Below are 24,591 nucleotides of genomic sequence, written 5' to 3'. Positions count from 1 at the left end.
GGAGACACCAATGAAAAAAACGATTCGTCAAATTGCAGAAATGGCGGGTGTATCTGTAACGACAGTCTCACAAATTTTAAATAATAAAGGCAGTCGTTTTAGTGAGGAAACGCGCAAACGGGTCTTAGATATTGTCCATGAACACCAATATCGACCAGATTATTTTGCATCGAATTTAATTAATCGCCACTCAAAAACGATTGGCATGATTGTACCGGACGTGACCGACTTCTTTTTCTCAAAAATGGTTGAAGGTGTCGAGAAGTATTTAAATCCACTCGGTTACATGTTGATTTTATGTAACTCCCAACAAAGTTTAGAAAAAGAAATTCAACTGTTACAAGATTTGAATCATCGTTCCGTAGATGGTGTACTTTTAGCGACACCGAATTTATTACCTGAAGAGTACGCTTATGGCAGTGACTTTTATCGTCGCATGCCGTTGATTTTAATTGATCGTGGGATTAATCAACGAGACACTGGTCGCCTAATTATCAAAGAATACGAAGGGGCATATCAAGCCGTTCATTATTTGACGAAACAAGGGCATAAGCACATTGCCTTACTCAAAGAAAATGGCACCTATTATCAATTGCAAGAACGATATAATGCTTACCGTCATGCTTTGAAGGATGCGGGGATTCCGTACAAGAAGCAATATGTCGCAACAGGTGATTTAACGATTGAGGGTGGCTATCAGATGGCAAAAGAAGTCTTGACACATCCTGAGATTACGGCGATCTTTTGTAGTAATGATGCTGTGGCGATTGGTTGCTATCGGGCACTGTATGAAGCGGGTAAAAAAGTACCAGAGGATATTTCAGTCATTGGTTTTGATGATTTGCCGTTCACGCCGTCATTGACACCCTCTTTATCGACGGTTACACAACCCGTCTTTGAGATTGGTTTTACAGCAGCTAAGTTTATTGTCGATGCGATTGAATTCCCAGAACGGCGGATTCCAAATAAAATTTTTGAAACTAAATTAATAATCCGTGAGAGTGTGAAAATGAACACAGAATAATTTTTAATTTTTAAATAGTGCTAAAGCGGTTGACAATCGAATCCAGGCGATGTATATTTTGTTTGGAAGGGTTTTCAATCGTTTTGTATATTAAGTAAACTGTTTTACTAAAGTGGTTTACCTATTTTGGAAATTCTGTATAATGAATGAGATGAGGAAGTGAGGTCCGAGCGATGCGCACAGTAGATTTAATCGAAAAAAAACGCAATGGTGGACAATTAACACAACAAGAAATTGAATGGCTGATCAAAGGGTATACGAATGATCAGATTCCTGATTATCAAATGAGCGCTTTTATGATGGCTGTTTATTTTCAAGACATGACCGATGAAGAAATTACCGCGATGACGTTAGCGATGGCGCATTCGGGTGAGGTGATTGATTTATCCTCAATTGATGGCATAAAAGTCGATAAACACTCAACCGGTGGTGTCGGTGATACGACAACGTTGATTTTAGCACCACTTGTGGCAAGTGTGGGTGTGCCAGTGGCGAAAATGTCTGGCCGTGGTCTGGGGTATACCGGGGGCACGCTAGATAAACTGGAAGCAATTCCTGGTTTTAAAATTGAAGTACCCGAAGCAGAGTTCATTCGACTCGTTAACGAAAACCAAGTGGCGGTCATTGGACAATCGGGTAACTTAGCACCAGCTGATAAAAAACTATACGCACTACGTGATGTAACGGCAACCGTTAGTTCGATTCCTTTAATTGCGAGCTCTATTATGAGTAAGAAAATCGCAGCTGGAGCGGATGCGATTGTTTTAGATGTAACGACTGGTGAAGGTGCCTTTATGAAGAACCCGGAAGATGCACGACGTTTAGCGAAGACGATGGTCCGGATTGGTAAGTTGGCCAAGCGCCAAACAATGGCTGTCATTTCAGATATGTCGCAACCTTTAGGCGAAGCGATTGGGAATAGTTTAGAAGTTGTCGAAGCAATCGAAACCTTACAAGGAAACGGGCCCGCAGATTTAATTGAAATGTGTTACGTTTTAGGCAGTCAAATGGTTGTTTTAGCGAATAAAGCCGACTCGTTGGAAGAAGCGCGTCAATTGTTAGAAGAAGCGCTACAGTCTGGTCGCGCGTTTGAAAAATTCAAAACAATGATTGCGAGTCAAGGCGGCGATGTTTCTTATATTGAAGCGCCAGAAAAATTACTGACGGCACAATATGAAATTCCGGTTTTAGCAAAAGAATCTGGCGTCGTCACAAAACTCGTTGCCAATGAGTTAGGGATTGCGGCGATGATGCTAGGTGCTGGTAGAAGAACAAAAGATGATGCGATTGACTATGCGGTTGGTTTGAAGCTGCATAAGAAAATTGGCGATCACGTTGAAGCTGGCGAAGCGTTAGTCACGATTTATAGCAATACGTCGAATGTCGCAGAAGTGACCGCACTAATTGAACAAAATATTGAAATCGGAGCAACGGTTGTTGAACCACCGTTAATCCACGAAATGATTACAGAATAGGAAGTGGCAAACAATGAATTTGAACCGCATGATGGACCACACAGTTTTAAAACCAGAAACAACCAAAGATGGTGTAATGAAGATTATTAATGAAGCGAAGGAGCATCATTTTTATTCTGTTTGTGTCAACCCAACTTGGGTCGCACTTGCAGCAGCAGAACTAAAAACTTCGCCAACAGCCGTTTGTACGGTAATTGGATTTCCTTTAGGAGCCAATACGTCAGCAACTAAAGCTTTTGAAACAACGGATGCGATTCAAAATGGCGCAGACGAAGTCGACATGGTCATTAACGTCGGCGCATTAAAATCAGGTGATGATACGCTTGTTCAAAAAGATATCGAAGCCGTTGTCGCAGCAGCGAAAGATCGTGCGTTAGTCAAAGTGATTTTAGAAACAGCCTTATTAACCAAAGAAGAAATCGTTCGAGCATGTGAATTAGCAAAAGCGGCAGGTGCTGACTTTGTTAAAACATCGACTGGATTTTCAACGGGAGGCGCAACCGAAGAAGACGTTCGTTTAATGCGTGAGACGGTTGGACCTGAAATGGGCGTTAAAGCTTCCGGTGGGATTCATAATGAAACACAAGCACGCGCGATGATTGAAGCAGGAGCGAGCCGTCTAGGGACCAGTGCAAGTGTGGCAATTATTTCAGGATCGACAGGTGTCGGTTACTAAGGAGGCGATTTCCGCATGGGAAAAGCGAAAAAAGAATGGTTAGACGTAGCAATCGCTGCGATGGATAAAGCGTACGTTCCGTATTCTCATTTTCCAGTTGGGGCGTGCTTGGTGACAAAATCAGGCAAAGTCTATCAAGGATTAAACATCGAAAATGCCTCTTTCGGCTTGAGTAATTGTGCAGAGCGCACCGCTTTTTTTAAAGCTGTTTCTGAAGGTGAACGTGAATTTCAACATTTAGTCGTGGTTGGGCACACACCAGAGCCGATTTCGCCTTGTGGGGCTTGTCGTCAAGTCATGGTTGAATTTTGTGAGCCAACGATGCCAGTAACGTTACTTGGTGATGACGGTGTAATGAAAGAAACAACCATTGAGTCCTTATTGCCATATTCATTTAGTAGTAAAGATTTACCGGGTTAATGCAACAATGTAAGCGACGCGACGACTTTCCAATCGTGGACAGGTTTTAATTCGTCAAATAAGGGGAAATTCGTTATACTGAATGAAAGAGTAAGCGAATAATCAAGCGTCAATGTCGTTGTTTTACTTCATTTTTTCTCAAGTGTGTTCACGAGAGAAATCTTAATCTGTTCAAGGGGCCGTTAAAGGCTTTTGAAAATAAAAACTATTTATTAGGGGGCTTTACAGAAATGAAAAAAGCAAAATTATTCGGTTTCGGCGCAGTAGCATTAGCAAGTGCATTTGTACTAGCAGCATGTGGTGGCGGTAAAACAGACGGATCAGACGCAGGAAATGGATCAGCAGGGGGCGACGCGACAACAGAAATCGCAACTGCCGCACTAATTACGGATACTGGTGGAGTAGATGACCGTTCATTTAACCAATCCGCATGGGAAGGGTTAAAAGCATGGGGCGCTGCAAACAACGTGGAGGAAGGTACAAGTGGTTACAAGTACTTCCAATCACAAAACGAAGCAGACTATATTCCAAATATTGACCAAGCGTTAAACGCAGGATTCCAAACAGTCTTTGGTATTGGTTATAAATTACAACCAGCGATTAAAGAACAAGCAGCATTAAATCCAAATATCAACTTTGCCATCATTGATGATATTGTTGAAGGCGACAACGTAGTATCTGCAACATTTAAAGACCATGAAGCAGCTTACTTAGCAGGAATCGCAGCAGCTTACTCAACTGAAACAAACAAAGTTGGATTCGTTGGTGGGGTTAAAGGGCAAGTAATCGACCGTTTCGAAGCTGGTTTTGTTGCCGGTGTTGAAGCTGGAGCGAAAGAATTAGGTAAAGAAGTAAAAGTTGAAGTTCAATACGCAGGTGATTTCAGTGCGCCAGATAAAGGTCGCGCAATTGCTCAAGGAATGTATGGACAAGACGCAGATATCGTTTATCACGCATCAGGCGAAACAGGAAATGGTGTTTTCCAAGAAGCGAAAGCAATTAACGAAACAGGCGACAAAAAAGTTTGGGTTATCGGTGTTGACCGTGATCAATCAGACGAGGGTGGCTACAAATTAGACGGCGAAGATTTAAACTTCACGTTAACTTCAACAACTAAAGGTGTTGGAACAGTTGTTCAAGACTTAGCTCAAAAAGCGGTTGAAGGTAAATTCCCTGGTGGCGAACATACTGTTTATGGTTTGAAAGAAGAGGGTGTTGGCTTAACAGACGGTCAATTATCAGCAGAAGCTTTAGCAGCAGTCAACAAAGCGAAAGAACAAATCATTTCAGGTGAACTTGAAGTACCAGAAGTACCTGCAGCATAGTTTTAAATTATTAGATATTTGACAGATAAATGTTGTGAGAAGAAAGACCGGAACGCAAAAATCAAATATGACTTTGGCGCAACGGTCTTTTTTCTTTCACTTAAGGATTTTCTTAGAAAGTCTTTAATTGAGAGAAAAAAGAAGTACTCTCTCTATTTTTTGTTGCTATTATTTTTAGTACGAGTCATTTAAAAAAAGGAAGTGAGCATTGTGACGGGAGAACAATTTGTCATCGAGATGCGGGATATTACCAAGAGTTTTGGTACCTTTAAAGCAAACGATCAAATTAATTTGCAAGTCAAAAAAGGTGAAATTCATGCGTTACTTGGTGAGAACGGCGCAGGGAAATCAACATTAATGAATGTTTTATCAGGCTTACTTGAACCAACTTCAGGTGACATTTTCATGAACGGTGAAGTGGTTAAGATTACGAGTCCGACAAAAGCAAGTCAATTAGGAATTGGGATGGTTCATCAACACTTTATGTTAGTCGATGCTTTTACCGTAACCGAGAATATTATTTTAGGGAATGAACCAGGACGTTTAGGGTTATTAGATCGCCGTAAAGCGCGTGAAGAAATTTTACGTGTGTCCAATCAATATGGTTTGCAAGTCAATCCGGATGCCCATATTCGCGATATTTCGGTAGGGATGCAACAACGGGTTGAGATTTTGAAAATGTTATACCGTGGAGCGGATATTTTAATTTTCGATGAACCAACAGCAGTATTAACACCGCAAGAGATTGAAGAGCTAGCGAAAATTATGCAAGGGCTAGTGCAAGAAGGCAAATCAATTATTTTGATTACGCATAAATTAGATGAAATCAAAGCGGTAGCGGATCGTTGTACGGTCATTCGTCGTGGAAAAGGCATTGGCACAGTCAATGTTGCGGATGTGAATTCACAAGAGTTAGCCGATATGATGGTTGGCCGTTCAGTTTCCTTTAAAACGGATAAAAAAGTAGCTGATCCACAAGAAGTCGTGTTGTCGGTTGATAATTTAGTTGTCAAAGAAAACCGTGGCTTAACAGCAGTTAAAGGCTTGAGTTTAGAAGTGCGTGCCGGAGAAGTGTTAGGGATTGCTGGGATTGACGGGAATGGTCAATCGGAATTAATTCAAGCATTGACTGGTTTGCGTAAAGTTGAAAGTGGTGAAATCATTTTAAACGATGAGAAAATCACGAATTTACGTCCACGTAAAATTACCGAAGCTGGCGTATCGCATGTTCCAGAAGATCGCCATAAATACGGCTTGATTTTAGAAATGTCGGTTTCAGAAAATATTGCGTTACAAACGTATTATAAAGAGCCAATGAGTCATTTTGGCATCTTAAATTACAGTGAAATGAATTACCATGCACGTGATTTGATTCAAGAATATGATGTTCGTACGGTGAATGAATTGGTACCTGCAAAAGCACTTTCTGGCGGAAACCAACAAAAAGCAATTATTGCGCGCGAGATTAGTCGCGATCCAGATTTATTAATTGTCGCTAACCCGACTCGTGGATTGGATGTCGGAGCGATTGAATTTATTCATAAACGCATTATCGAGCAACGAGATAAATTTAAAGCCGTGCTACTTGTAAGTTTTGAATTAGAAGAAATTCTGAATGTCTCGGATCGAATTGCCGTGATTCACGACGGTCAAATTGTCGGCGTCGTGAATGCCGATGAAACATCAGAACAAGAGCTTGGATTATTAATGGCTGGCTCTTCTTTAGAAAAAGCCCGTCAAGAATTAGAACAACAGGAGGTGACGGAGAATGCATAACCGCACTGAAAGAATTCGGAATATTTTAATTCCCGTGATATCCGTTATACTCGGATTGCTATTAGGTGGTCTATTAATGATCGCATTCGGCTATAATCCGATTTCAGGTTACGCTTGGATGCTAGACGCCTCATTAGGAAGTACACGTAGTATCGGGGAGACGCTTCGTCAAGCAACCCCGTTAATCTTTACAGCACTTGGTTTCTCGGTTGCCAACTCGGCCGGATTTTTCAATATCGGGTTATCTGGACAAGCATTAAGTGGTTGGGTTGCCAGTGTCTGGTTTGCTTTAGCTTTCCCAGATATGCCGCGCTTACTGATGTTGCCACTAGCTGTTTTGATTGGTGCCGCAGCAGGAGCAGTAGCTGCCGCGATTCCAGGTTTCTTACGTGCCTTTTTTGGTACGAGTGAAGTTATCGTAACGATTATGATGAACTACATTTTATTATATTTAAGTACCTTCATGTTACAAAACGTGATGCCAGAAAGCATGCGCAACAACTTAGATGCTTCGAAGCCGATTGCAGAAAACGCGACGTTGCGTCTACCGTGGTTAACCGAATTTTTCGGAGGTTCACGAGTGAACAGCGGACTCTTCTTAGCGCTGTTGATGTTGGTTCTTGTATGGTTCTTAATGAAGAAAACAACGTTAGGTTATGAAATTCGTTCGGTTGGTTTAAACCCTTATGCGTCAGAGTATGCTGGAATGAGTAGCCGTCGCACAATCGTCATGTCAATGGTCATTTCTGGTGGCCTTGCTGGTTTAGGTGGCGTGATGGAAGGTTTGGGAACATACCAAAACTTCTTCGTTCAAACAGGTTCGCTTGCGATTGGTTTTGACGGTATGGCGGTCTCTTTACTTGGTTCAGGGACTTCAATTGGGATTTTATTATCGGCTTTACTCTTTAGTGTTTTGAAAATTGGTGGTCTAGGCATGCAAACAGGTGCCAATATCCCGTTTGAAATTGTCAACGTATCGATTGCCTTGATTATCTTCTTTGTAGGAATTAACTATATTGTCCGTGTGGCAGTCAATAAGTTTTTACCGATGCGTAAAGACGAGGCGATTGAAGCCATTGTTGTGATGGAGACAGCTTTAGAACCTGATGAAGAAAAAGCGGAAGGAGGCGAAGAATAATGTCAGTTGTTGGAACAATTGCCTTAATTGTATTAGCCACACTTACATACTCCACGCCCTTGATTTTAACCGCTCTTGGCGGCACCTTCTCTGAGCGTAGTGGCGTCGTTAACGTAGGTTTAGAAGGAATCATGGTAATGGGAGCATTTAGTGCGGTCGTCTTTAACTTAGAGATGGCGGATCAATTTGGTGCATGGACACCGTGGCTTGCGATTTTAGTCGGAGGCGCTGTCGGATTAGTCTTTTCATTAATTCATGCGGTTGCGACAATTACGTTTCGTGCCGATCATATTATTAGTGGTACGGTTGTCAATTTGATGGCACCGGCTTTAGGGGTTTTCTTAATCAAAGCATGGTATGGTAAAGGTCAAACGGATAATATTACGTATAATCTAGGTTACTATTCTTTCCCTGGTTTAGAAAAAATTCCGGTGTTAGGACCAATCTTCTTTAAAAATACGTTCTTACCAGCGTACTTAGCGATTTTAATTGCGGTCTTTGCTTGGTTTGTCTTATTTAAAACACGCTTTGGTTTGCGTTTGCGTTCAGTGGGTGAAAATCCACAAGCAGCAGATACATTAGGTATTAATGTTTACAAATTCCGCTATGCGGGTGTTTTAATTTCTGGTTTACTTGGTGGCTTAGGTGGCGCAGTCTTTGCGCAATCCATTTCTGGGAACTTCTCAGTTGGAACGATTGTTGGTCAAGGATTCATTTCAATGGCAGCAATGATTTTTGGTAAATGGAATCCACTTGGGGCGATGGGAGCCGCTTTATTCTTTGGTTTTGCACAAAGTTTAAGTATTATCGGTGCGCAACTACCAATCATTTCCTCCATCCCGCCAATTTTATTACAAATTGCACCATATTTAATGACGATTATTGTATTGGTTGCCTTTTTAGGAAAAGCTTCTGGTCCAAAAGCGAATGGTCGCAACTATATCAAATCAAAATAATCTTTTGCAAAAGGGTGGGATTAAGGGAGAATATCGCTTTAATCTGCCCTTTTGTGTAGAATAAAAGAAAACAACCAAAAGAAAGAAGGAAATCAAATGTTTAAACGTGTACATTTAATCGTGATGGATTCAGTCGGAATTGGTGAAGCACCTGATGCTGCTCAATTTAACGATGTTGGCTCAGATACTTTAGGACACATTGCAGAAGTCGCGGGTTTAAATATTCCAAATCTTGAAGCGCTTGGTTTAGGTGCGATTCGCCCCTTAAAAGGTGTTGAGCAGCGTCAAGATCATCAAGGGTATGCGACGAAATTAGAAGAAGTTTCGGTTGGTAAAGACACGATGACTGGACACTGGGAAATTATGGGGTTAAATATTCAAACACCGTTCCGTGTTTTTCCAGAAGGATTTCCAGCGGAGTTGTTAAAACAAATCGAAGAATTTTCAGGACGCAAAATTGTGTGTAACTTGCCTTATTCAGGGACACAAGTCTTAGATGATTACGGTGCACATCAAATGGAGACCGGTGATTTAATCGTCTATACATCGGCAGATCCAGTCTTACAAATTGCCGCACATGAAGACATTATCCCGTTAGAAGAACTGTATCGTATTTGTGAATACGTCCGAGAGATTACGAAAGACGATCCGTATATGATTGGTCGCATTATCGCGCGTCCTTACTTAGGCGAACCAGGCAATTTCAAACGGACAAGCAATCGTCATGACTACGCACTCGATCCATTTGGTCGCACGGTTCTCGATTCCCTAAAAGATAACGACAAAGACGTGATTGCGGTCGGGAAAATCAATGATATTTTCAACGGTCAAGGCATCACGGATTCGGTTCGGACGAAAGACAACATGGATGGCGTCGATCAACTACTAAACGTTATGAAGCAAGATTTCACCGGTTTAAGCTTCACCAACCTCGTGGACTTTGACGCGTTATATGGTCACCGCCGCGATGTGGAAGGTTATGCAAAAGCGATTGAAGATTTCGATCAACGCATCCCAGAAATCTTGGCTGCGTTAGAAGAAGAGGATTTATTACTGATTACGGCGGACCACGGAAATGATCCAACTTTTCCAGGAACCGATCATACACGTGAGTACGTGCCATTGCTTGTCTTTAGTAAAAAATTCGAACAAGCAGGGGCCATCCCGCAAGGATTCTTCGCCGATATCTCAGCGACGATTGCAGAGAATTTTGGCGTGCCAGCGACAGAAAACGGCAAGAGCTTCTTAGCGCTTTTAAAATAAAAGGAGGAACTATTAATGACATTAACAAGTAAGTTACAAGAAACAATTCAATTTATGAAAGACCAAGGCGTGGCAGACGTTGAATTTGGTTTAATTTTAGGTTCAGGTTTAGGCGAGTTAGCGGAAGAAATCGAGCACCCAGTTGTGATTCCTTATGATCAAATCCCGCATTTCCCAGTATCAACAGTGGTTGGTCACGCAGGACAATTAGTCTATGGTACGTTATCAGGTAAAAAAGTATTAGCTTTACAAGGACGTTTCCACTATTACGAAGGACATTCAATGCAAACAGTAACGTATCCTGTACGTGTCATGAAAGCATTAGAAGCACATTCTGTTATCGTAACGAATGCTTGTGGTGGCGTAAATACAACATTCACACCGGGTGATTTAATGTTAATCACAGACCAAATCAACTTCATGGGCGATAACCCATTGATTGGTGAAAACGAAGAAGACATGGGACCGCGTTTCCCGGATATGAGTGAAGCTTATACATTAAGCTATCGCGAAATCGCTAAAAAAATCGCTGAAGAAAAAGGCTTGCACTTAAAAGAAGGCGTCTATATGGGATTCTCTGGTCCAACATATGAAACACCAGCTGAAATTCGTTTCGCGCGTACGATTGGCGCAGATGCAGTTGGGATGTCTACCGTACCAGAAGTGATTGTTGCTGCACATAGCGGATTAAAAGTACTTGGCATTTCTTGTATCACAAACTTAGCTGCAGGAATGCAAAAGAACTTAAACCACGCAGAAGTTGTTGAAACAACGGAACGCGTAAAAGTAGAATTCAAATCATTAGTGAAAGAAACATTAGCAGCATTATAATGCATACCACATTTGAGGAGGAATAAAAGAATGAGTGTTCATATCGAAGCAAAACCAGGTGAAATTGCAGATAAAATTTTATTACCAGGAGATCCATTGCGTGCGAAATACATCGCTGAGACGTTTTTAGAAAACCCTGTTTGCTATAACAATGTCCGCGGTATGCTAGGATATACGGGAACGTATAAAGGCGAACGCGTTTCTGTACAAGGGACAGGAATGGGGATGCCATCAGCATCGATTTACATCCATGAATTAATTCAATCTTATGACGTGAAACGATTAATCCGTGTGGGAACATGTGGCGCGTTATCGACAGATGTTCACGTACGTGATTTAGTCATTGCCCAAGGAGCGGTAACGACTAGTGGGATTATTAAGCGCAACTTCCCTTATTTTGAGTTTGCACCGATTGCGGATTTCCATTTAATGAAAAATGCCTATGAAATTGCAATGGATAAAGGCGTAACGACCCACGTCGGAAATATTTTATCAGAAGATAGCTTCTATAAAGAGTACACAGCTGAAACGTTGGAACTAGCAAAATATGGAGTCAAAGGTGTTGAGATGGAAGCCGCGGTATTATACTACTTAGGCGCAAAATTCAATGTCGAAACACTAGCAATCTGTACCGTAAGTGACCACTTAATCACCGGCGAAGAAACAACTTCAGAAGAACGTCAAACAAGCTTCAACGAAATGATCCAAATCGGCCTAGAAACAGCGATAAGATAAAGGTTATAAAAAAGGCGTTCAGCTACGAGTCATAAGCCGGAAATCGTTTGAAAGTGTTTTTTTACTTTCAAAAAGATTTTGGCTTATGACCGAGTAGCTGCCTTTTTTATACCGTCTAATAGAGGTCGTTGCTTTGGAGCGCTTTGGCGCGAGAGGCAAAGAGACCCTCTAGCAGTTCTAGTCAATCGTATGTATTTAAAAATAAAAAAAGTCAGTACTAGGAGATTCCTAGTGCTGACTTTTTATTTCTTATAAATAATATTTATTCAATACATTCAACTGATCATCCATTTCATAAACAAGTGGGATGCCGGTCGGGATTTCTAAGTTCATAATATCTTCATCGGAAATGCCTTCAATATGTTTGGCTAATGCACGTAGCGAGTTTCCGTGAGCGGCGACGAGTACGGTTTTGTTGTCTAGAAGTGCCGGCGCAATCTCGTCTTGCCAAAAAGGCAGGGCGCGTTCTAACGTGATTTTTAAGTTCTCGCCTTTAGGAATATCTTGTGGCGCTAAGTGGCGGTAACGACGGTCGGGTTTTTCTTGCGATAATGGAGGAAGCACGTCATAGGAACGGCGCCAAATATGCACTTGTTCATCGCCATATTTATCACGTGTTTCTTGTTTGTTTAAGCCTTGGAGTGCGCCGTAATGTCTTTCGTTTAAACGCCAAGATTTAATTTGTGGTACCCAGAGTTGATCGCTACCATCTAGAATGTAGTTACAAGTCTTGATGGCGCGAGTGAGAACAGACGTAAATGCGATGTCGAATTCAATCCCAGCTTGTTTGATTTTTTTGCCTGCCTCTTTCGCTTCTTCAATCCCTTCAGGTGCTAAATCGACATCCACCCAACCAGTAAATTGATTTAACTTGTTCCATTCGCTCAAACCATGTCGAGCAAAAACTAATTTTACCATGTGTAACATTCCTCCTTAGGGCAATACCCTATAAATTTGATATGTTTAGCGTACATCTTTTTATAAAAAAATACCAATTAGAACCATTGATAAGCAGATTCAGGTATACTAAATAAACATATATATAGTAGAAAAGGAGGAGAAGGCATGCGTGGAATTTGGTTTTGGGTGATATTTTTATCTAATTGTTTCATTACTTATCGTCAGCTTGGTTGGTTTGATTTTGATAATGGAGCAGGTTATATCATCTTCTGTGCAATCTTATTTAGTCTTTTGCTATTGAGTTCTCGGATGATGGTTTTTCTAAGAGTGCAACAAGCGATGTTTGCTTTATTTTTAGTCGGGCATGGCGTGGTCGTTTTGACGTTGCCGATTGGGATTGTATTCGCGTTAACGGGTTCATACGTTTTGGCACTAGAAATCTTTTTGACTTTTTATTTGCCATCGATTCTGACGGTTTGGTTAAACTTCTTAGGTATTTATTTTTTAGAAAAACGTCGCAAAAAAGCAGCGATGATGTTCGAAGAGACATAATCGCTGCTTTTTTGTATTTATATAGAAGTTAACGAATGTTTTCGATGACTTTTGGTCCGTGAGCTTCGCCGATAATGACGGTATTTACCATATTGTTAAATAAGCCGTGTTCAACGACGCCTACGGTTTGATCGAGTTCCAACGCTAGAGCAATCGGATCTTCAATGACGTCTAAGTTTAAATCGATAATTGAGTGGCCGGAATCGGTTTTTCTCAATTGATCTTCTGTTTCCATACGGAAAGTTGGGTTATAGCCTTTTTCTTGGAAAAGACGGAAGAGCTGCTCTTGACCATAAGGGACGACCTCAACGGGTAAGGGGAACTTACCTAACTTTTCAACCATTTTGGAATCATCAACAATCCAAATGACTTCTTTTGAATACGTTGCAACAATTTTTTCAAAAAGTAATGCCGCGCCACCGCCTTTGATGCCGTGAAAAGTTTGGCTAATTTCATCCGCACCATCAATCGTTAAATCAATGTGTGTCACTGCATCGATATCTTTAATGATAATCCCAAGTGCTTCGGCTTGTTCTTTTGAAGCAAAAGAAGTCGGAACACCTACGATATCTAGATTTTCTTCTTTCACACGGCGACCGAGTTCTTCAATCATATAATAGGCAGTCGATCCAGTCCCTAAACCAACCGTCATCCCATCTTTAACATAACTTGCTGCTTTAATACCAACCATTTCTTTTAAATTCATTTTAATTCCCACCTTATAACGAGTTTTTCATGCTCCTTCTATTATATAGGTGAAACCTTGAAAAGAATAGTTAAAATCAGTAGGTGAAGAAAAATGAAAAAGACCAGAAAATAATGAGGGAAAGTGTTGACACGCTTGTTAAAGCATGGTATGATTTCGAAGGTGCTTATATACAGGTCTTTTTTGAAGACATGCTGACTGTTGAAAAGTACAATCAGATCGAATGCATGAAATTGCATTATTTTTTATCGCATGAAAAGAACCACCTGGATGTGTGGGTCTATAATAGCGAATTAAGGAAGGAGGAATACAAGGAATGCCTACAATTAACCAATTAGTACGTAAACCTCGTAAATCTCAGGCGGATAAATCAAATTCACCTGCATTGAACAAAGGATATAACAGTTTCAAGAAAATTCACACAAACGTGAACTCACCTCAAAAACGTGGGGTAGCAACTCGTGTGGGAACAATGACACCAAGAAAACCTAACTCGGCGTTACGTAAATATGCGCGTGTTCGTTTATCTAACTTAATTGAAGTTACAGCTTATATCCCAGGGATTGGCCATAACTTACAAGAGCACAGTGTTGTCTTATTACGCGGAGGACGTGTAAAAGATTTGGCTGGAGTACGTTACCACATCGTTCGTGGTGCTTTAGATACTGCGGGAGTTAACGACCGTAAACAATCTCGTTCTAAATACGGAACGAAACGTCCTAAAGCTTAAGAACAACTATTGAAATTAAACGAAACACAAAAACATATTATACGTAAAGGAGGAGTTATGGATGCCTCGTAAGGGACCAATTACAAAACGCGATGTTTTGCCAGATCCAATTTATAACTCGAAAGTAGTAACACGTTTAATTAACCGTATTATGATTGACGGTAAGCGTGGAGTTGCAGCAAACATCATCTACAACTCATTTGAAATTATTAAAGAAACAACAGGTAACGATCCATTGGAAGTTTTCGAACAAGCAATGAAAAACGTTATGCCTGTTTTAGAAGTAAAAGCTCGTCGTGTAGGGGGTTCTAACTATCAAGTACCAGTTGAAGTTCGCCCTGAACGTCGTACAACGTTAGCTCTTCGTTGGGTTGTTAACTACGCACGTTTGCGTGGAGAACACACAATGGAACAACGCTTAGCAAAAGAAATCATGGATGCAGCTAACAATACAGGTGCTTCAGTTAAGAAACGTGAAGACACTCATAAAATGGCTGATGCTAACCGTGCATTCGCTCACTATCGTTGGTAAGATCCTCCCTACTTTTTTAAGAAGTAGAAAGATTGCAACTTTAGCATAAAGTAACTATTTGAGAGGAGAACAACCTAACATGGGAAGAGAATTTTCTTTAGAAAACACTCGTAATATCGGTATCATGGCTCACGTTGATGCGGGTAAAACTACAACAACTGAGCGTATCTTATACTACACTGGTAAAATCCACAAACTTGGTGAAACCCACGAGGGAGCTTCACAAATGGACTGGATGGAGCAAGAGCAAGAACGTGGAATTACTATTACATCTGCTGCTACAACAGCACAATGGAAAGGTAATCGCGTAAACATCATCGATACACCAGGACACGTGGATTTCACAATCGAAGTTCAACGTTCACTACGCGTACTTGATGGTGCGGTAACTGTTCTAGACTCACAATCAGGTGTAGAGCCTCAAACAGAAACTGTTTGGCGTCAAGCAACAGACTACGGTGTACCACGTGCTGTTTTCTGTAACAAAATGGACAAAACTGGTGCAGACTTCTTATATTCTGTATCAACATTACACGATCGTTTACAAGCAAACGCTCACCCAATCCAATTACCAATGGGTGCGGAAGATACATTTACTGGAATCATCGACTTAGTAAAAATGAAAGCCGAAATCTATACAAATGATTTAGGAACTGACATGGTTGAAGAAGAGATCCCAGCTGAATACTTAGAGCAAGCTGAAGAATATCGTGAAAAATTAATCGAAGCAGTTGCTGATTTCGATGAAGAATTAATGCTGAAATTCCTAGACGGCGAAGAAATCGAAGAAGCTGAATTAAAAGCAGCGATTCGTAAAGCAACTTTAACAGTTGAATTCTTCCCAGTTCTATGTGGAACAGCTTTCAAAAACAAAGGTGTTCAATTATTATTAGATGCAGTTATCGATTACTTACCTGCGCCAACAGATGTTCCGGCGATCAAAGGTATTAATCCGAAAACAGATGAAGAAACTGAGCGCGCGTCAACTGACGAAGCACCATTCTCTTCATTAGCATTTAAAGTAATGACTGACCCGTTCGTAGGTCGTTTAACATTCTTCCGCGTATACTCTGGAACATTAAACTCTGGATCATATGTATTGAATGCTTCAAAAGGCAAACGTGAACGTATCGGTCGTATCCTACAAATGCACGCGAACTCTCGTGAAGAAATCCAAACGGTTTATTCAGGTGATATCGCAGCTGCTGTTGGTTTGAAAGATACAACAACTGGAGACACTCTATGTGATGAGAAGAACCCAGTTATCTTAGAATCAATTGAATTCCCAGAACCAGTTATCGAAGTTGCTGTTGAGCCAAAATCAAAAGCTGACCAAGATAAAATGGGTGTGGCGTTACAAAAACTTGCTGAAGAAGATCCATCATTCCGCGTTACTTCTAACCCGGAAACTGGTGAAACAGTTATCGCAGGTATGGGTGAGCTTCACTTAGACGTGTTAGTTGACCGTATGCGCCGTGAGTTCAAAGTAGAAGCTAACGTAGGTGCTCCACAAGTATCTTACCGTGAAACGTTCCGCTCTTCAGCAGACGTTGAAGGTAAATTCGTTCGTCAATCGGGTGGTAAAGGTCAATTCGGTCACGTATGGATCCAATTCTCTCCGAACGAAGAAGGAGCAGGCTTTGAATTTGAAAACGCGATTGTCGGTGGTGTGGTTCCTCGTGAATACATCCCAGCGGTTGAAAAAGGTTTAATTGACTCTATGGAGAACGGTGTATTAGCTGGATATCCATTAGTAGACGTTAAAGCTCGACTATATGATGGTTCTTACCATGATGTCGATTCAAGTGAAACAGCATTCCGTGTCGCAGCTTCATTAGCGTTACGTGCTGCTGCTAAAAAAGCAAATCCATCAATTCTTGAACCTATGATGAAAGTGACGATTACTGCCCCTGAGGAAAACTTAGGAGACATTATGGGTCACGTAACAGCTCGTCGTGGACGCGTTGAAGGTATGGAAGCTCATGGTAATGCACAAATCGTTAACGCGATGGTGCCATTATCAGAAATGTTTGGTTACGCAACAACTCTACGTTCTTCAACTCAAGGACGTGGAACATTCATGATGGTATTTGACCACTATGAAGACGTACCAAAATCAATTCAAGAAGAAATCATTAAGAAAAACGGCGGCAAAACCGACGAATAATCTTTATGACAAATGAAATTTTGCAAAGAGCTATGTTTTTTGTTGAATTTCGTGTACAATGTTAGCGATGATATGGGCAAGCAATCTTTTGTTAGATTGCTTACCTATCAGCATAAAAAAATCAAAATTCATATTTTTAGGAGGAACATTTAAAATGGCAAAAGAAAAATTTGACCGTTCTAAACCCCATGTAAACATCGGTACTATCGGACACGTTGACCATGGTAAAACTACTTTAACAGCTGCAATTACAACTACATTAGCTACAAAAGGTTGGGCGCAAGCTTCTGACTACGCTTCAATCGATGGTGCTCCAGAAGAGCGCGAACGTGGAATCACAATCTCAACTTCACACGTAGAGTACGAAACTGAAACTCGTCACTACGCTCACGTGGACTGCCCAGGTCACGCGGATTACGTTAAAAACATGATCACTGGTGCTGCACAAATGGATGGAGCAATCTTAGTAGTATCTGCTGCTGATGGTCCAATGCCACAAACTCGCGAGCATATCTTATTATCTCGTAACGTTGGTGTTCCATACATCGTTGTATTCTTAAACAAAATGGATATGGTTGACGATGAAGAGTTATTAGAATTAGTAGAAATGGAAGTTCGTGACTTATTATCAGATTACGATTTCCCAGGCGATGACACTCCAGTTGTTGCAGGTTCTGCTTTACGCGCTTTAGAAGGCGACCCAGTATACCAAGAGAAAATCTTTGAATTAATGGCTGCTGTTGATGAGTACATCCCAACACCAGTTCGTGATACTGAGAAACCATTCATGATGCCAGTTGAGGACGTATTCTCAATCACTGGTCGTGGAACAGTTGCAACAGGCCGTGTTGAACGTGGAGAAGTTCGCGTTGGAGACGTTGTTGAAATCGTTGGTATTGAAGAAGAAACTAAAAACACTACTGTAACAGGTGTTGAAATGTTCCGTAAATTATTAGACTACGCTGAAGCAGGCGATAACATCGGTGCTTTATTACGTGGGGTTGCTCGTGAAGACATCCAACGTGGACAAGTATTATCTAAACCAGGAACAATCACTCCACATACTCAATTCATCGCTGAAGTTTATGTATTGAGTAAAGAAGAGGGTGGACGTCATACTCCATTCTTCACTAACTACCGTCCACAATTCTACTTCCGTACAACTGACGTAACTGGCGTTGTTCACTTACAAGAAGGTACTGAAATGGTTATGCCTGGTGATAACGTTACAATTAACGTTGACTTAATTCACCCAATCGCTATCGAAGAAGGAACTCGTTTCTCTATTCGTGAAGGCGGACGTACTGTTGGTTCAGGCGTTGTTTCTGAAATCACTAAATAATTACATTAAGGAAGCGAAGAGCGTAAATGCTCTTTGCTTCTTTTTTTATTGAAAAACGACTCACATCACCTTAACGGGTGGCGTGAGTCGCTTTTGATTTGTTGGCTAATCTGTTGCAGTTTATCAAAAAAAATAACCTGTTGTTCGATAGAAAGTCGTGTGTAATTGACGCGGCATTGATTGGTTGAGTCGCCGAATAAAAAAGCGGGTGCAAGGGCTAAGTGATAATCTAAGAATAATTGCCAATCTTTACGAGATAAACGCTCATGTTTCCAAGTGAGCCAATAATACAGACCACCTTCGATTGGTGAAAAATCCCAATAGTCCGCTAACGCAGTCATTTTGGTTGTAAATGATTCACTTCGTCGTCTCATTTCGCTGAGTAAAGCTTGGTGTTTTGGCTCATAAGCGGAGTCAGTCAGTGCCGCTGTTAGAAGGAGTTGAGGTAAAAGATCCGTCTCTTGTTCCGTTTGGTTTTTCACCTGAGCTAAGCGTGTAATTAAAGGCGCGTTGGCATAAATCCAGCCAATTTTGATGCGAGAGCTAAATAATTTAGAGAAAGAACCTAAGTAGATGACTTGTTCAGGTGCTAATTCTTTTAGAGTCGGCAAAGGCGTCTGGAGTGTTAAGTCACCAAAAACATCATCTTCAATAATCGGGATTTGGTACTTCTTGCAAAGTTCTAAAATCGTTTGTCGCCGTGCGAGTGACATTGTAGTACTCGTTGGATTTTGAAAGTTAGGATTCAAGTAAAGGAGTTTAATCTTTCCTTTTTGAAGTTTGGCTTCCAAGTCATTACAATCGATTCCTTCGTTATCTTGTTTAATTCCTTGGAGTTCAATTCCAAGTGGGCTAAAAATCGGTAAAGAATATAAAAATGAGGTCGCCTCGGTACCGATGCAATCGCCATGTTGTAGAAGCGTTTGTAAAAGTAAAATAATTCCCTGTGTGGATCCAGAAGTGATTAAGATTTTTTGGTTGCTAGAGTGGTGTTGGATATGTCTAGCTAATTTTTTTTGGATTTGTGCTTTCAATGGTAGATAACCGGTAGACGTTAACTGTTGTTCGGCATCGATGAGCTCTTCCCAAGAAAGTTGTGGGAACTGGAAATTTGGAATCAAATCAATCGGCAAGTCTCCGGTGTAAAGATCAAGTGTTGTCGGTTCTTTGATTTTTCTTTTTAGCGCAATAGTATAAGGGTCTTCTTTCGAGTGTGAACGGCCAAGCAAACGGATGAAGGGTGTTGGAATTTGTCGATTATGAATACTGCTTTCTAAAACACGTGTACCACTGCCGCGAATACGTTCAATCCAACCATAACTTTCAAGCTCGTCCAACGCACGAACGACGGTTGAACGATTGACTTGGTACGCTTCGGCTAACTTTCGTTCGGATAGCAAGTGATCACCGGGCATTAAATCGCCTTTTTGAATGACTTGAATGAGGTGGTCGATGATTTGTTGATACAAAGGAGAAATATCTTTTTTATTTGGTTGCCACATGTCACAAACCTTCTTTCAAAATAAAGTGGATGGTTTAAAAATAGTCCAATTGGCTGTTTTCGTCAAGTTTTGACTTCGCTATACTTAGTTCTAGGAGTAGGAGGGATGAAATGAAAAAAGTATTGACGATTGCAGGTTCGGATTCAACAGGTGGTGCTGGGATTCAAGCGGATTTAAAAACATTTGAAGAGTTTGGCGTTTTTGGTTTTTCGAGTGTGACATCGGTGGTGACGATGGACCCGACAAATGGCTGGACACATGAGGTAACAGTCTTGCCTGAAGAGTTGTTGCGAAAACAATTGGTTTCTGTTTTTGCAGGGGAAGCTATTCATGCGATAAAAACAGGAATGATGGGGAATGAGCGCAATATTCAAGTTGCAAGCGAAGTGATCAAGCAACAGGGTGTTAAAAACATCGTCGTCGATCCGGTAATTGCTTGTAAAGGGACAGCGCAAATTTTACAACCGGAGAGTGTCGAAGGGTTAAAGCGTTATTTGTTACCTCAAGCGCGAGTCGCGACACCAAATCTGGTCGAAGCAGGAATTTTGTCAGGTTTAGGTGATTTAAAGACAATCGACGATATGAAGGAAGCTGCGAAAGTTATCCATCGATTAGGCGTTGCGAATGTCGTTGTTAAAGGGGGACATCGATTGCATGAAACACGAGCAATCGATTTATTCTACAACGGTTATGAGTTTGAAGTTTTTGAAGGACCATTATACGTTACTGAGTATAATCATGGTGCGGGTTGTACCTTTGCAGCAGCAATTACAGCTGCGTTAGCAAAAGAGTACACGGTTTTGGAAGCTGTTCGTGTTGCAAAGTTATTTGTGGCAGCAGCGATTCAACAAGGCGTGCGGATTAATCCTTATGTGGGACATGTCTGGCATGGGGCTTATAATAGCGCCCAAGAACGTATGAAAGAGGTGCTGTGATATGATTCGAGAAAATTCAGCTAGGACGATTGTTTTTGTTTCATTGTTTGCAGCGTTGACGGTTATTGGGACGATGATTAAAATTCCGATGCCGACAGGAGCTTTTGCGCATTTAGGTAATGCTGTCTTATTGTTAGCGGTCTTGTTACTTGGTTATACAAAAGGTTCGTTAGCGGGTGGATTAGGATTTATGATTTTTGATATTTTAAATGGCTATGCGGCAGAAGCGCCATATTTTTTATTGGAAAGTTTTGTTGTCGGGGCATTTGCTTACGGTGGCTTTCTACTATATAAGAAGAATCCCACACATGTTTGGCAATTAATCGTCATTGGTAGTTTAACAGGCTTAGGAAAATTGTTGATGACCCAACTAAAGAATACGGTGCTGTTTGTCTTTTTGGGTAATGATCTCTCAACGGCCTTTATTGCAGCTGCTGCTAAGTTGCCAGCTAGTTTAATTAACGTAGTGACAACTATTATAATTGTCGCACTTTTATACTTCCCATTAAAGCGTATTTTAAAGCGATAACGAGCAAAAAAGGGGAGAAATCCTCTTTTTTTTATCTTTTTCAATTTTTATGAAAAAAAGCATGGAAAACACTTGCTTTTATCTTTCATCCATAATATAATCATACAGGTGCTGTTTACATCAAGTAGTGAACGCATTGGTAGGAAGAAATTTTTACCGGCTATGAAACGAGAGGTTGCGACACGCCCGGACGCTTTGCCATGGACGAGCGTGACGGAAAAATTTTCGTGGAGCTATGTCTACTTTAAAAAGAGGCGAGGAGGGAAAGAAATGGCAAAACAAAAAATTCGTATCCGATTAAAAGCGTATGAACACCGTATTTTAGATCAATCAGCGGATAAAATCGTAGAAACTGCAAAGAGAACTGGTGCTAGCGTATCAGGTCCAATTCCGTTACCAACAGAACGCAGCCTATACACAGTTATTCGTGCGACACATAAATACAAAGACTCACGCGAGCAATTCGAAATGCGTACACACAAACGTCTAATCGACATTGTGAACCCAACACCAAAAACAGTTGATGCTTTAATGAAGCTTGACTTACCATCTGGTGTGAACATCGAAATCAAATTATAAAAGTAAAATGGAGGTGTAATCATGACCAAAGGAATCTTAGGGAAAAAAGTGGGAATGACACAAATCTTCACAGAATCTGGTGAATTAATTCCAGTAACAGTAATTGAAGCAACGCCAAACGTTGTCTTACAATTAAAAACGATCGCAAACGATGGTTACGAAGCTGTTCAAGTTGGTTACCAAGATAAACGTGAAGTTTTAAGTAACAAACCTGCGAAAGGTCATGTTGCGAAAGCAAACACGGCTCCTAAGCGCTTCATTCGCGAATTCAAGAATGTTGAGCTAGAGGGCTTAGAAGTAGGATCAGAAATTAAAGTTGACGTATTTTCAGCAGGCGATATCGTTGATGTAACAGGAACTTCAAAAGGTAAAGGATTCCAAGGCGTTATCAAACGTCATGGACAAGCTCGTGGACCAATGTCTCACGGATCTCGTTACCACCGTCGTCCTGGATCAATGGGAGCAGTTGCTGCGAACCGTGTGTTCAAAGGCAAAAAACTTGCTGGCCGTATGGGTGGCGACCGTATCACAATCCAAAACTTGGAAATTGTACGTGTTGACCTAGATCGCAACGCAATCCTAATCAAAGGTAACGTTCCTGGAGCGAAAAAATCATTGATTACTATTAAATCAGCTGTAAAAGCTAAATAATTAGATAGGAAGAAAGGAGGAACTAAGGAATGCCGAATGTAGCATTATTTAAACAAGATGGAAGCCAAGCTGGCGAAATCACTTTAAACGAAGAAATCTTCGGAATCGAACCAAATGAATCAGTTGTCTTTGATGCAATCATCATGCAACGTGCTTCATTAAGACAAGGAACACACGCTGTTAAGAACCGTAGCGCTGTTCGTGGCGGTGGTCGTAAACCATGGAGACAAAAAGGAACTGGACGTGCGCGTCAAGGATCAATTCGTTCACCACAATGGCGTGGAGGAGGAGTTGTCTTTGGACCAACACCTCGTTCATACAGCTACAAACTTCCTAAAAAAGTTCGTCGCTTAGCAATCAAATCTGTATTATCAGAAAAAGTTGCTTCAAGTAAATTTGTTGTTGTAGATGCTTTAAGCTTCTCAGCTCCAAAAACACAAGAATTCAAACAAGTTCTTGCTAACTTATCAATCGATAAGAAAGTACTAGTTGTATTAGAGGAAGGTAACGACTTCGCAGCATTATCTGCTCGTAACTTACCAAACGTTTCAGTTATCGCTTCAAATAACGTAACTGTATTAGACGTTGTATCTAACGACAAAGTATTAGTAACACAAACTGCTCTTACTCAAATTGAGGAGGTGCTTGCATAATGAATTTATTAGACGTAATCAAACGCCCAGTTATCACTGAGAAATCAATGCTTGCTATGGACGAGAAAAAATTCACTTTTGATGTGGATACTCGCGCAAACAAAACTTTAGTGAAACAAGCTGTAGAAGCAGCATTTGACGTAAAAGTTCAGAACGTAAACATTATTAATGTTCGTCCTAAATTTAAACGCGTTGGTAAATATGCAGGTTATACAAAAAAACGTCGCAAAGCTATTGTGACATTAACTGAAGATTCTAAAGCAATCGAATTGTTCTCAGCTGAGTAATTGGCTGAGTTGTACTAGATCAACATAGGAGGGAAAAAGACGTGGCAATTAAAAAGTATAAAGCTATTACTAATGGTCGTCGTAATATGACATCTTCTGACTTTGCTGAAATTACTACAGCAACACCAGAAAAAACTTTATTAGCACCATTAAAAAACCATGCCGGTCGTAATAACCACGGACGCATCACTGTACGTCACCACGGTGGCGGTCACAAGCGTCAATACCGTATTATCGACTTCAAACGTAACAAAGATAACGTTGTAGCAGTTGTAAAAACGATCGAATATGATCCAAACCGTTCTGCTAACATCGCGTTAGTTCACTATGAAGATGGAGTGAAAGCATACATCTTAGCACCAAAAGGCTTAGAAGTAGGTATGCGTTTAGTATCTGGACCAGAAGCGGATATCAAAGTTGGTAATACATTACCATTAGTAAATATTCCTGTAGGTACAGTCGTTCACAACATCGAATTAAAACCTGGAAAAGGTGGACAATTAATCCGTTCAGCTGGAACAAGTGCTCAAGTACTTGGTAAAGAAGGTAAATACGTATTAATCCGCTTAAACTCAGGCGAAGTTCGTATGATCTTATCAACTTGCCGTGCAACAATCGGTTCAGTAGGTAACGAACAACACGAATTAATCAACATCGGTAAAGCTGGACGTTCTCGTTGGATGCGTAAACGCCCAACAGTACGTGGTAGCGTAATGAACCCGAACGATCACCCACACGGTGGTGGTGAAGGTAAAGCACCAATCGGACGTAAAGCACCGCTTTCTCCTTGGGGCAAACCAGCTCTTGGATACAAAACTCGTAACAAGAGAGCGCAATCTGACAAACTTATTGTTCGTCGTCGTAACGAAAAATAATTACACTAACCATGTGTTGCACATTTTGAGAG

At 40.9% G+C, this 24,591-nt stretch carries 26 protein-coding genes; 23 read left to right on the top strand and 3 right to left on the bottom strand.

Annotated features, from left to right (window positions below):
• Positions 1 to 10: 10 nt before the first annotated feature.
• The 11 genes from IEV09_RS03835 to deoD all read left to right on the top strand — a co-directional run bounded on the left by IEV09_RS03835 (position 11) and on the right by deoD (position 11,619).
• On the top strand, positions 11 to 1,024 hold the full coding sequence (locus IEV09_RS03835; RefSeq protein ID WP_188366956.1) for a LacI family DNA-binding transcriptional regulator: 1,014 nt from the start codon (positions 11 to 13) through the stop codon (positions 1,022 to 1,024).
• A 173-nt stretch (positions 1,025 to 1,197) separates the two neighbouring features.
• Positions 1,198 to 2,499 (top strand): pyrimidine-nucleoside phosphorylase, encoded by a 1,302-nt coding sequence (locus IEV09_RS03830; protein WP_188366955.1) that lies wholly within the window; start codon positions 1,198 to 1,200, stop codon positions 2,497 to 2,499.
• A gap of 13 nt (positions 2,500 to 2,512) precedes the next feature.
• Positions 2,513 to 3,175, top strand: coding sequence for a deoxyribose-phosphate aldolase (deoC, locus tag IEV09_RS03825; protein ID WP_188366954.1), 663 nt, complete (start codon positions 2,513 to 2,515; stop codon positions 3,173 to 3,175).
• Between the two features lie 15 nt (positions 3,176 to 3,190).
• Positions 3,191 to 3,595: a cytidine deaminase gene (locus tag IEV09_RS03820; protein ID WP_188366953.1), complete on the top strand. Its 405-nt coding sequence runs from the start codon at positions 3,191 to 3,193 to the stop codon at positions 3,593 to 3,595.
• Between the two features lie 230 nt (positions 3,596 to 3,825).
• Entirely contained in the window at positions 3,826 to 4,920 is a 1,095-nt protein-coding gene (locus tag IEV09_RS03815) for a BMP family lipoprotein (RefSeq protein ID WP_188366952.1), read from the top strand.
• Positions 4,921 to 5,157: 237 nt separating this feature from the next.
• Positions 5,158 to 6,696, top strand: a complete 1,539-nt coding sequence (locus IEV09_RS03810) for an ABC transporter ATP-binding protein (protein ID WP_188367098.1) — start codon at positions 5,158 to 5,160, stop codon at positions 6,694 to 6,696.
• Positions 6,689 to 7,834 (top strand): ABC transporter permease, encoded by a 1,146-nt coding sequence (locus tag IEV09_RS03805; RefSeq protein ID WP_188366951.1) that lies wholly within the window; start codon positions 6,689 to 6,691, stop codon positions 7,832 to 7,834. The genes IEV09_RS03810 and IEV09_RS03805 overlap by 8 nt, the downstream gene beginning before the upstream one ends.
• Positions 7,834 to 8,790 (top strand): ABC transporter permease, encoded by a 957-nt coding sequence (locus IEV09_RS03800; RefSeq protein WP_188366950.1) that lies wholly within the window; start codon positions 7,834 to 7,836, stop codon positions 8,788 to 8,790. The genes IEV09_RS03805 and IEV09_RS03800 overlap by 1 nt, the downstream gene beginning before the upstream one ends.
• A 96-nt stretch (positions 8,791 to 8,886) precedes the next feature.
• Entirely contained in the window at positions 8,887 to 10,053 is a 1,167-nt protein-coding gene (deoB, locus tag IEV09_RS03795; protein WP_188366949.1) for a phosphopentomutase, read from the top strand.
• Between the two features lie 15 nt (positions 10,054 to 10,068).
• Complete coding sequence (locus IEV09_RS03790) at positions 10,069 to 10,884, top strand: purine-nucleoside phosphorylase (RefSeq protein WP_188366948.1); 816 nt, start codon at positions 10,069 to 10,071, stop codon at positions 10,882 to 10,884.
• A 30-nt stretch (positions 10,885 to 10,914) separates the two neighbouring features.
• The gene (deoD, locus tag IEV09_RS03785; protein WP_188366947.1) at positions 10,915 to 11,619 is read left to right on the top strand and encodes a purine-nucleoside phosphorylase; all 705 of its coding nucleotides are present in this window, start codon (positions 10,915 to 10,917) and stop codon (positions 11,617 to 11,619) included.
• Positions 11,620 to 11,868: 249 nt separating this feature from the next.
• Here the strand turns inward: deoD and gpmA are convergent, their stop codons facing one another.
• Complete coding sequence (gene gpmA / locus IEV09_RS03780; protein WP_188366946.1) at positions 11,869 to 12,537, bottom strand: 2,3-diphosphoglycerate-dependent phosphoglycerate mutase; 669 nt, start codon at positions 12,535 to 12,537, stop codon at positions 11,869 to 11,871.
• 147 nt (positions 12,538 to 12,684) lie between these two features.
• Here gpmA and IEV09_RS03775 point away from each other — a divergent pair, with 147 nt between their 5' ends.
• Positions 12,685 to 13,071 carry a hypothetical protein gene (locus tag IEV09_RS03775; protein WP_188366945.1) on the top strand — a complete coding sequence of 129 codons (387 nt, stop codon included), beginning with the start codon at positions 12,685 to 12,687 and terminating at the stop codon, positions 13,069 to 13,071.
• 28 nt (positions 13,072 to 13,099) lie between these two features.
• On the opposite strand, the gene rpiA is transcribed toward IEV09_RS03775, so the two are convergent.
• Positions 13,100 to 13,777, bottom strand: coding sequence for a ribose-5-phosphate isomerase RpiA (rpiA, locus tag IEV09_RS03770; RefSeq protein WP_188366944.1), 678 nt, complete (start codon positions 13,775 to 13,777; stop codon positions 13,100 to 13,102).
• Between the two features lie 316 nt (positions 13,778 to 14,093).
• Here rpiA and rpsL point away from each other — a divergent pair, with 316 nt between their 5' ends.
• From rpsL to tuf, 4 genes are all read left to right on the top strand, one after another.
• Positions 14,094 to 14,507, top strand: coding sequence for a 30S ribosomal protein S12 (gene rpsL / locus IEV09_RS03765; RefSeq protein ID WP_188366943.1), 414 nt, complete (start codon positions 14,094 to 14,096; stop codon positions 14,505 to 14,507).
• A gap of 61 nt (positions 14,508 to 14,568) precedes the next feature.
• Positions 14,569 to 15,039: a 30S ribosomal protein S7 gene (gene rpsG / locus IEV09_RS03760; protein ID WP_188366942.1), complete on the top strand. Its 471-nt coding sequence runs from the start codon at positions 14,569 to 14,571 to the stop codon at positions 15,037 to 15,039.
• A gap of 79 nt (positions 15,040 to 15,118) precedes the next feature.
• Positions 15,119 to 17,206, top strand: coding sequence for an elongation factor G (gene fusA / locus IEV09_RS03755; RefSeq protein WP_188366941.1), 2,088 nt, complete (start codon positions 15,119 to 15,121; stop codon positions 17,204 to 17,206).
• Between the two features lie 154 nt (positions 17,207 to 17,360).
• Positions 17,361 to 18,548 (top strand): elongation factor Tu, encoded by a 1,188-nt coding sequence (gene tuf, locus IEV09_RS03750; RefSeq protein ID WP_188366940.1) that lies wholly within the window; start codon positions 17,361 to 17,363, stop codon positions 18,546 to 18,548.
• Positions 18,549 to 18,613: 65 nt separating this feature from the next.
• Here the strand turns inward: tuf and IEV09_RS03745 are convergent, their stop codons facing one another.
• Positions 18,614 to 20,050 carry an aminotransferase-like domain-containing protein gene (locus tag IEV09_RS03745; protein WP_188366939.1) on the bottom strand — a complete coding sequence of 479 codons (1,437 nt, stop codon included), beginning with the start codon at positions 20,048 to 20,050 and terminating at the stop codon, positions 18,614 to 18,616.
• A gap of 110 nt (positions 20,051 to 20,160) precedes the next feature.
• Between IEV09_RS03745 and thiD the strand changes: the two genes are divergently transcribed.
• The 7 genes from thiD (at position 20,161) to rplB (ending at position 24,559) form a co-directional block, all read left to right on the top strand.
• A complete protein-coding gene (gene thiD, locus IEV09_RS03740) occupies positions 20,161 to 20,985 on the top strand; it encodes a bifunctional hydroxymethylpyrimidine kinase/phosphomethylpyrimidine kinase (protein WP_188366938.1) in 825 nt (274 codons plus the stop codon).
• Between the two features lies 1 nt (position 20,986).
• Positions 20,987 to 21,514 carry an ECF transporter S component gene (locus tag IEV09_RS03735; RefSeq protein ID WP_188366937.1) on the top strand — a complete coding sequence of 176 codons (528 nt, stop codon included), beginning with the start codon at positions 20,987 to 20,989 and terminating at the stop codon, positions 21,512 to 21,514.
• A 270-nt stretch (positions 21,515 to 21,784) separates the two neighbouring features.
• A complete protein-coding gene (gene rpsJ, locus IEV09_RS03730) occupies positions 21,785 to 22,093 on the top strand; it encodes a 30S ribosomal protein S10 (protein ID WP_005880808.1) in 309 nt (102 codons plus the stop codon).
• Between the two features lie 21 nt (positions 22,094 to 22,114).
• The gene (rplC, locus tag IEV09_RS03725) at positions 22,115 to 22,744 is read left to right on the top strand and encodes a 50S ribosomal protein L3 (RefSeq protein WP_188366936.1); all 630 of its coding nucleotides are present in this window, start codon (positions 22,115 to 22,117) and stop codon (positions 22,742 to 22,744) included.
• Between the two features lie 29 nt (positions 22,745 to 22,773).
• Positions 22,774 to 23,397 carry a 50S ribosomal protein L4 gene (gene rplD, locus IEV09_RS03720; RefSeq protein ID WP_188366935.1) on the top strand — a complete coding sequence of 208 codons (624 nt, stop codon included), beginning with the start codon at positions 22,774 to 22,776 and terminating at the stop codon, positions 23,395 to 23,397.
• Positions 23,397 to 23,684 (top strand): 50S ribosomal protein L23, encoded by a 288-nt coding sequence (locus tag IEV09_RS03715; protein WP_188366934.1) that lies wholly within the window; start codon positions 23,397 to 23,399, stop codon positions 23,682 to 23,684. Before rplD ends, IEV09_RS03715 begins: the two co-directional genes overlap by 1 nt.
• Before the next feature lie 41 nt (positions 23,685 to 23,725).
• Positions 23,726 to 24,559 (top strand): 50S ribosomal protein L2, encoded by an 834-nt coding sequence (rplB, locus tag IEV09_RS03710; protein WP_188366933.1) that lies wholly within the window; start codon positions 23,726 to 23,728, stop codon positions 24,557 to 24,559.
• The last annotated feature ends 32 nt before the right edge of the window (positions 24,560 to 24,591 follow it).

This window comes from Enterococcus alcedinis, assembly GCF_014635985.1.
GTDB lineage: Bacteria > Bacillota > Bacilli > Lactobacillales > Enterococcaceae > Enterococcus_I > Enterococcus_I alcedinis.
The sequence above is the reverse complement of the archived record's forward strand: the minus strand, read 5'-3'. Positions and strand labels throughout refer to the sequence as shown.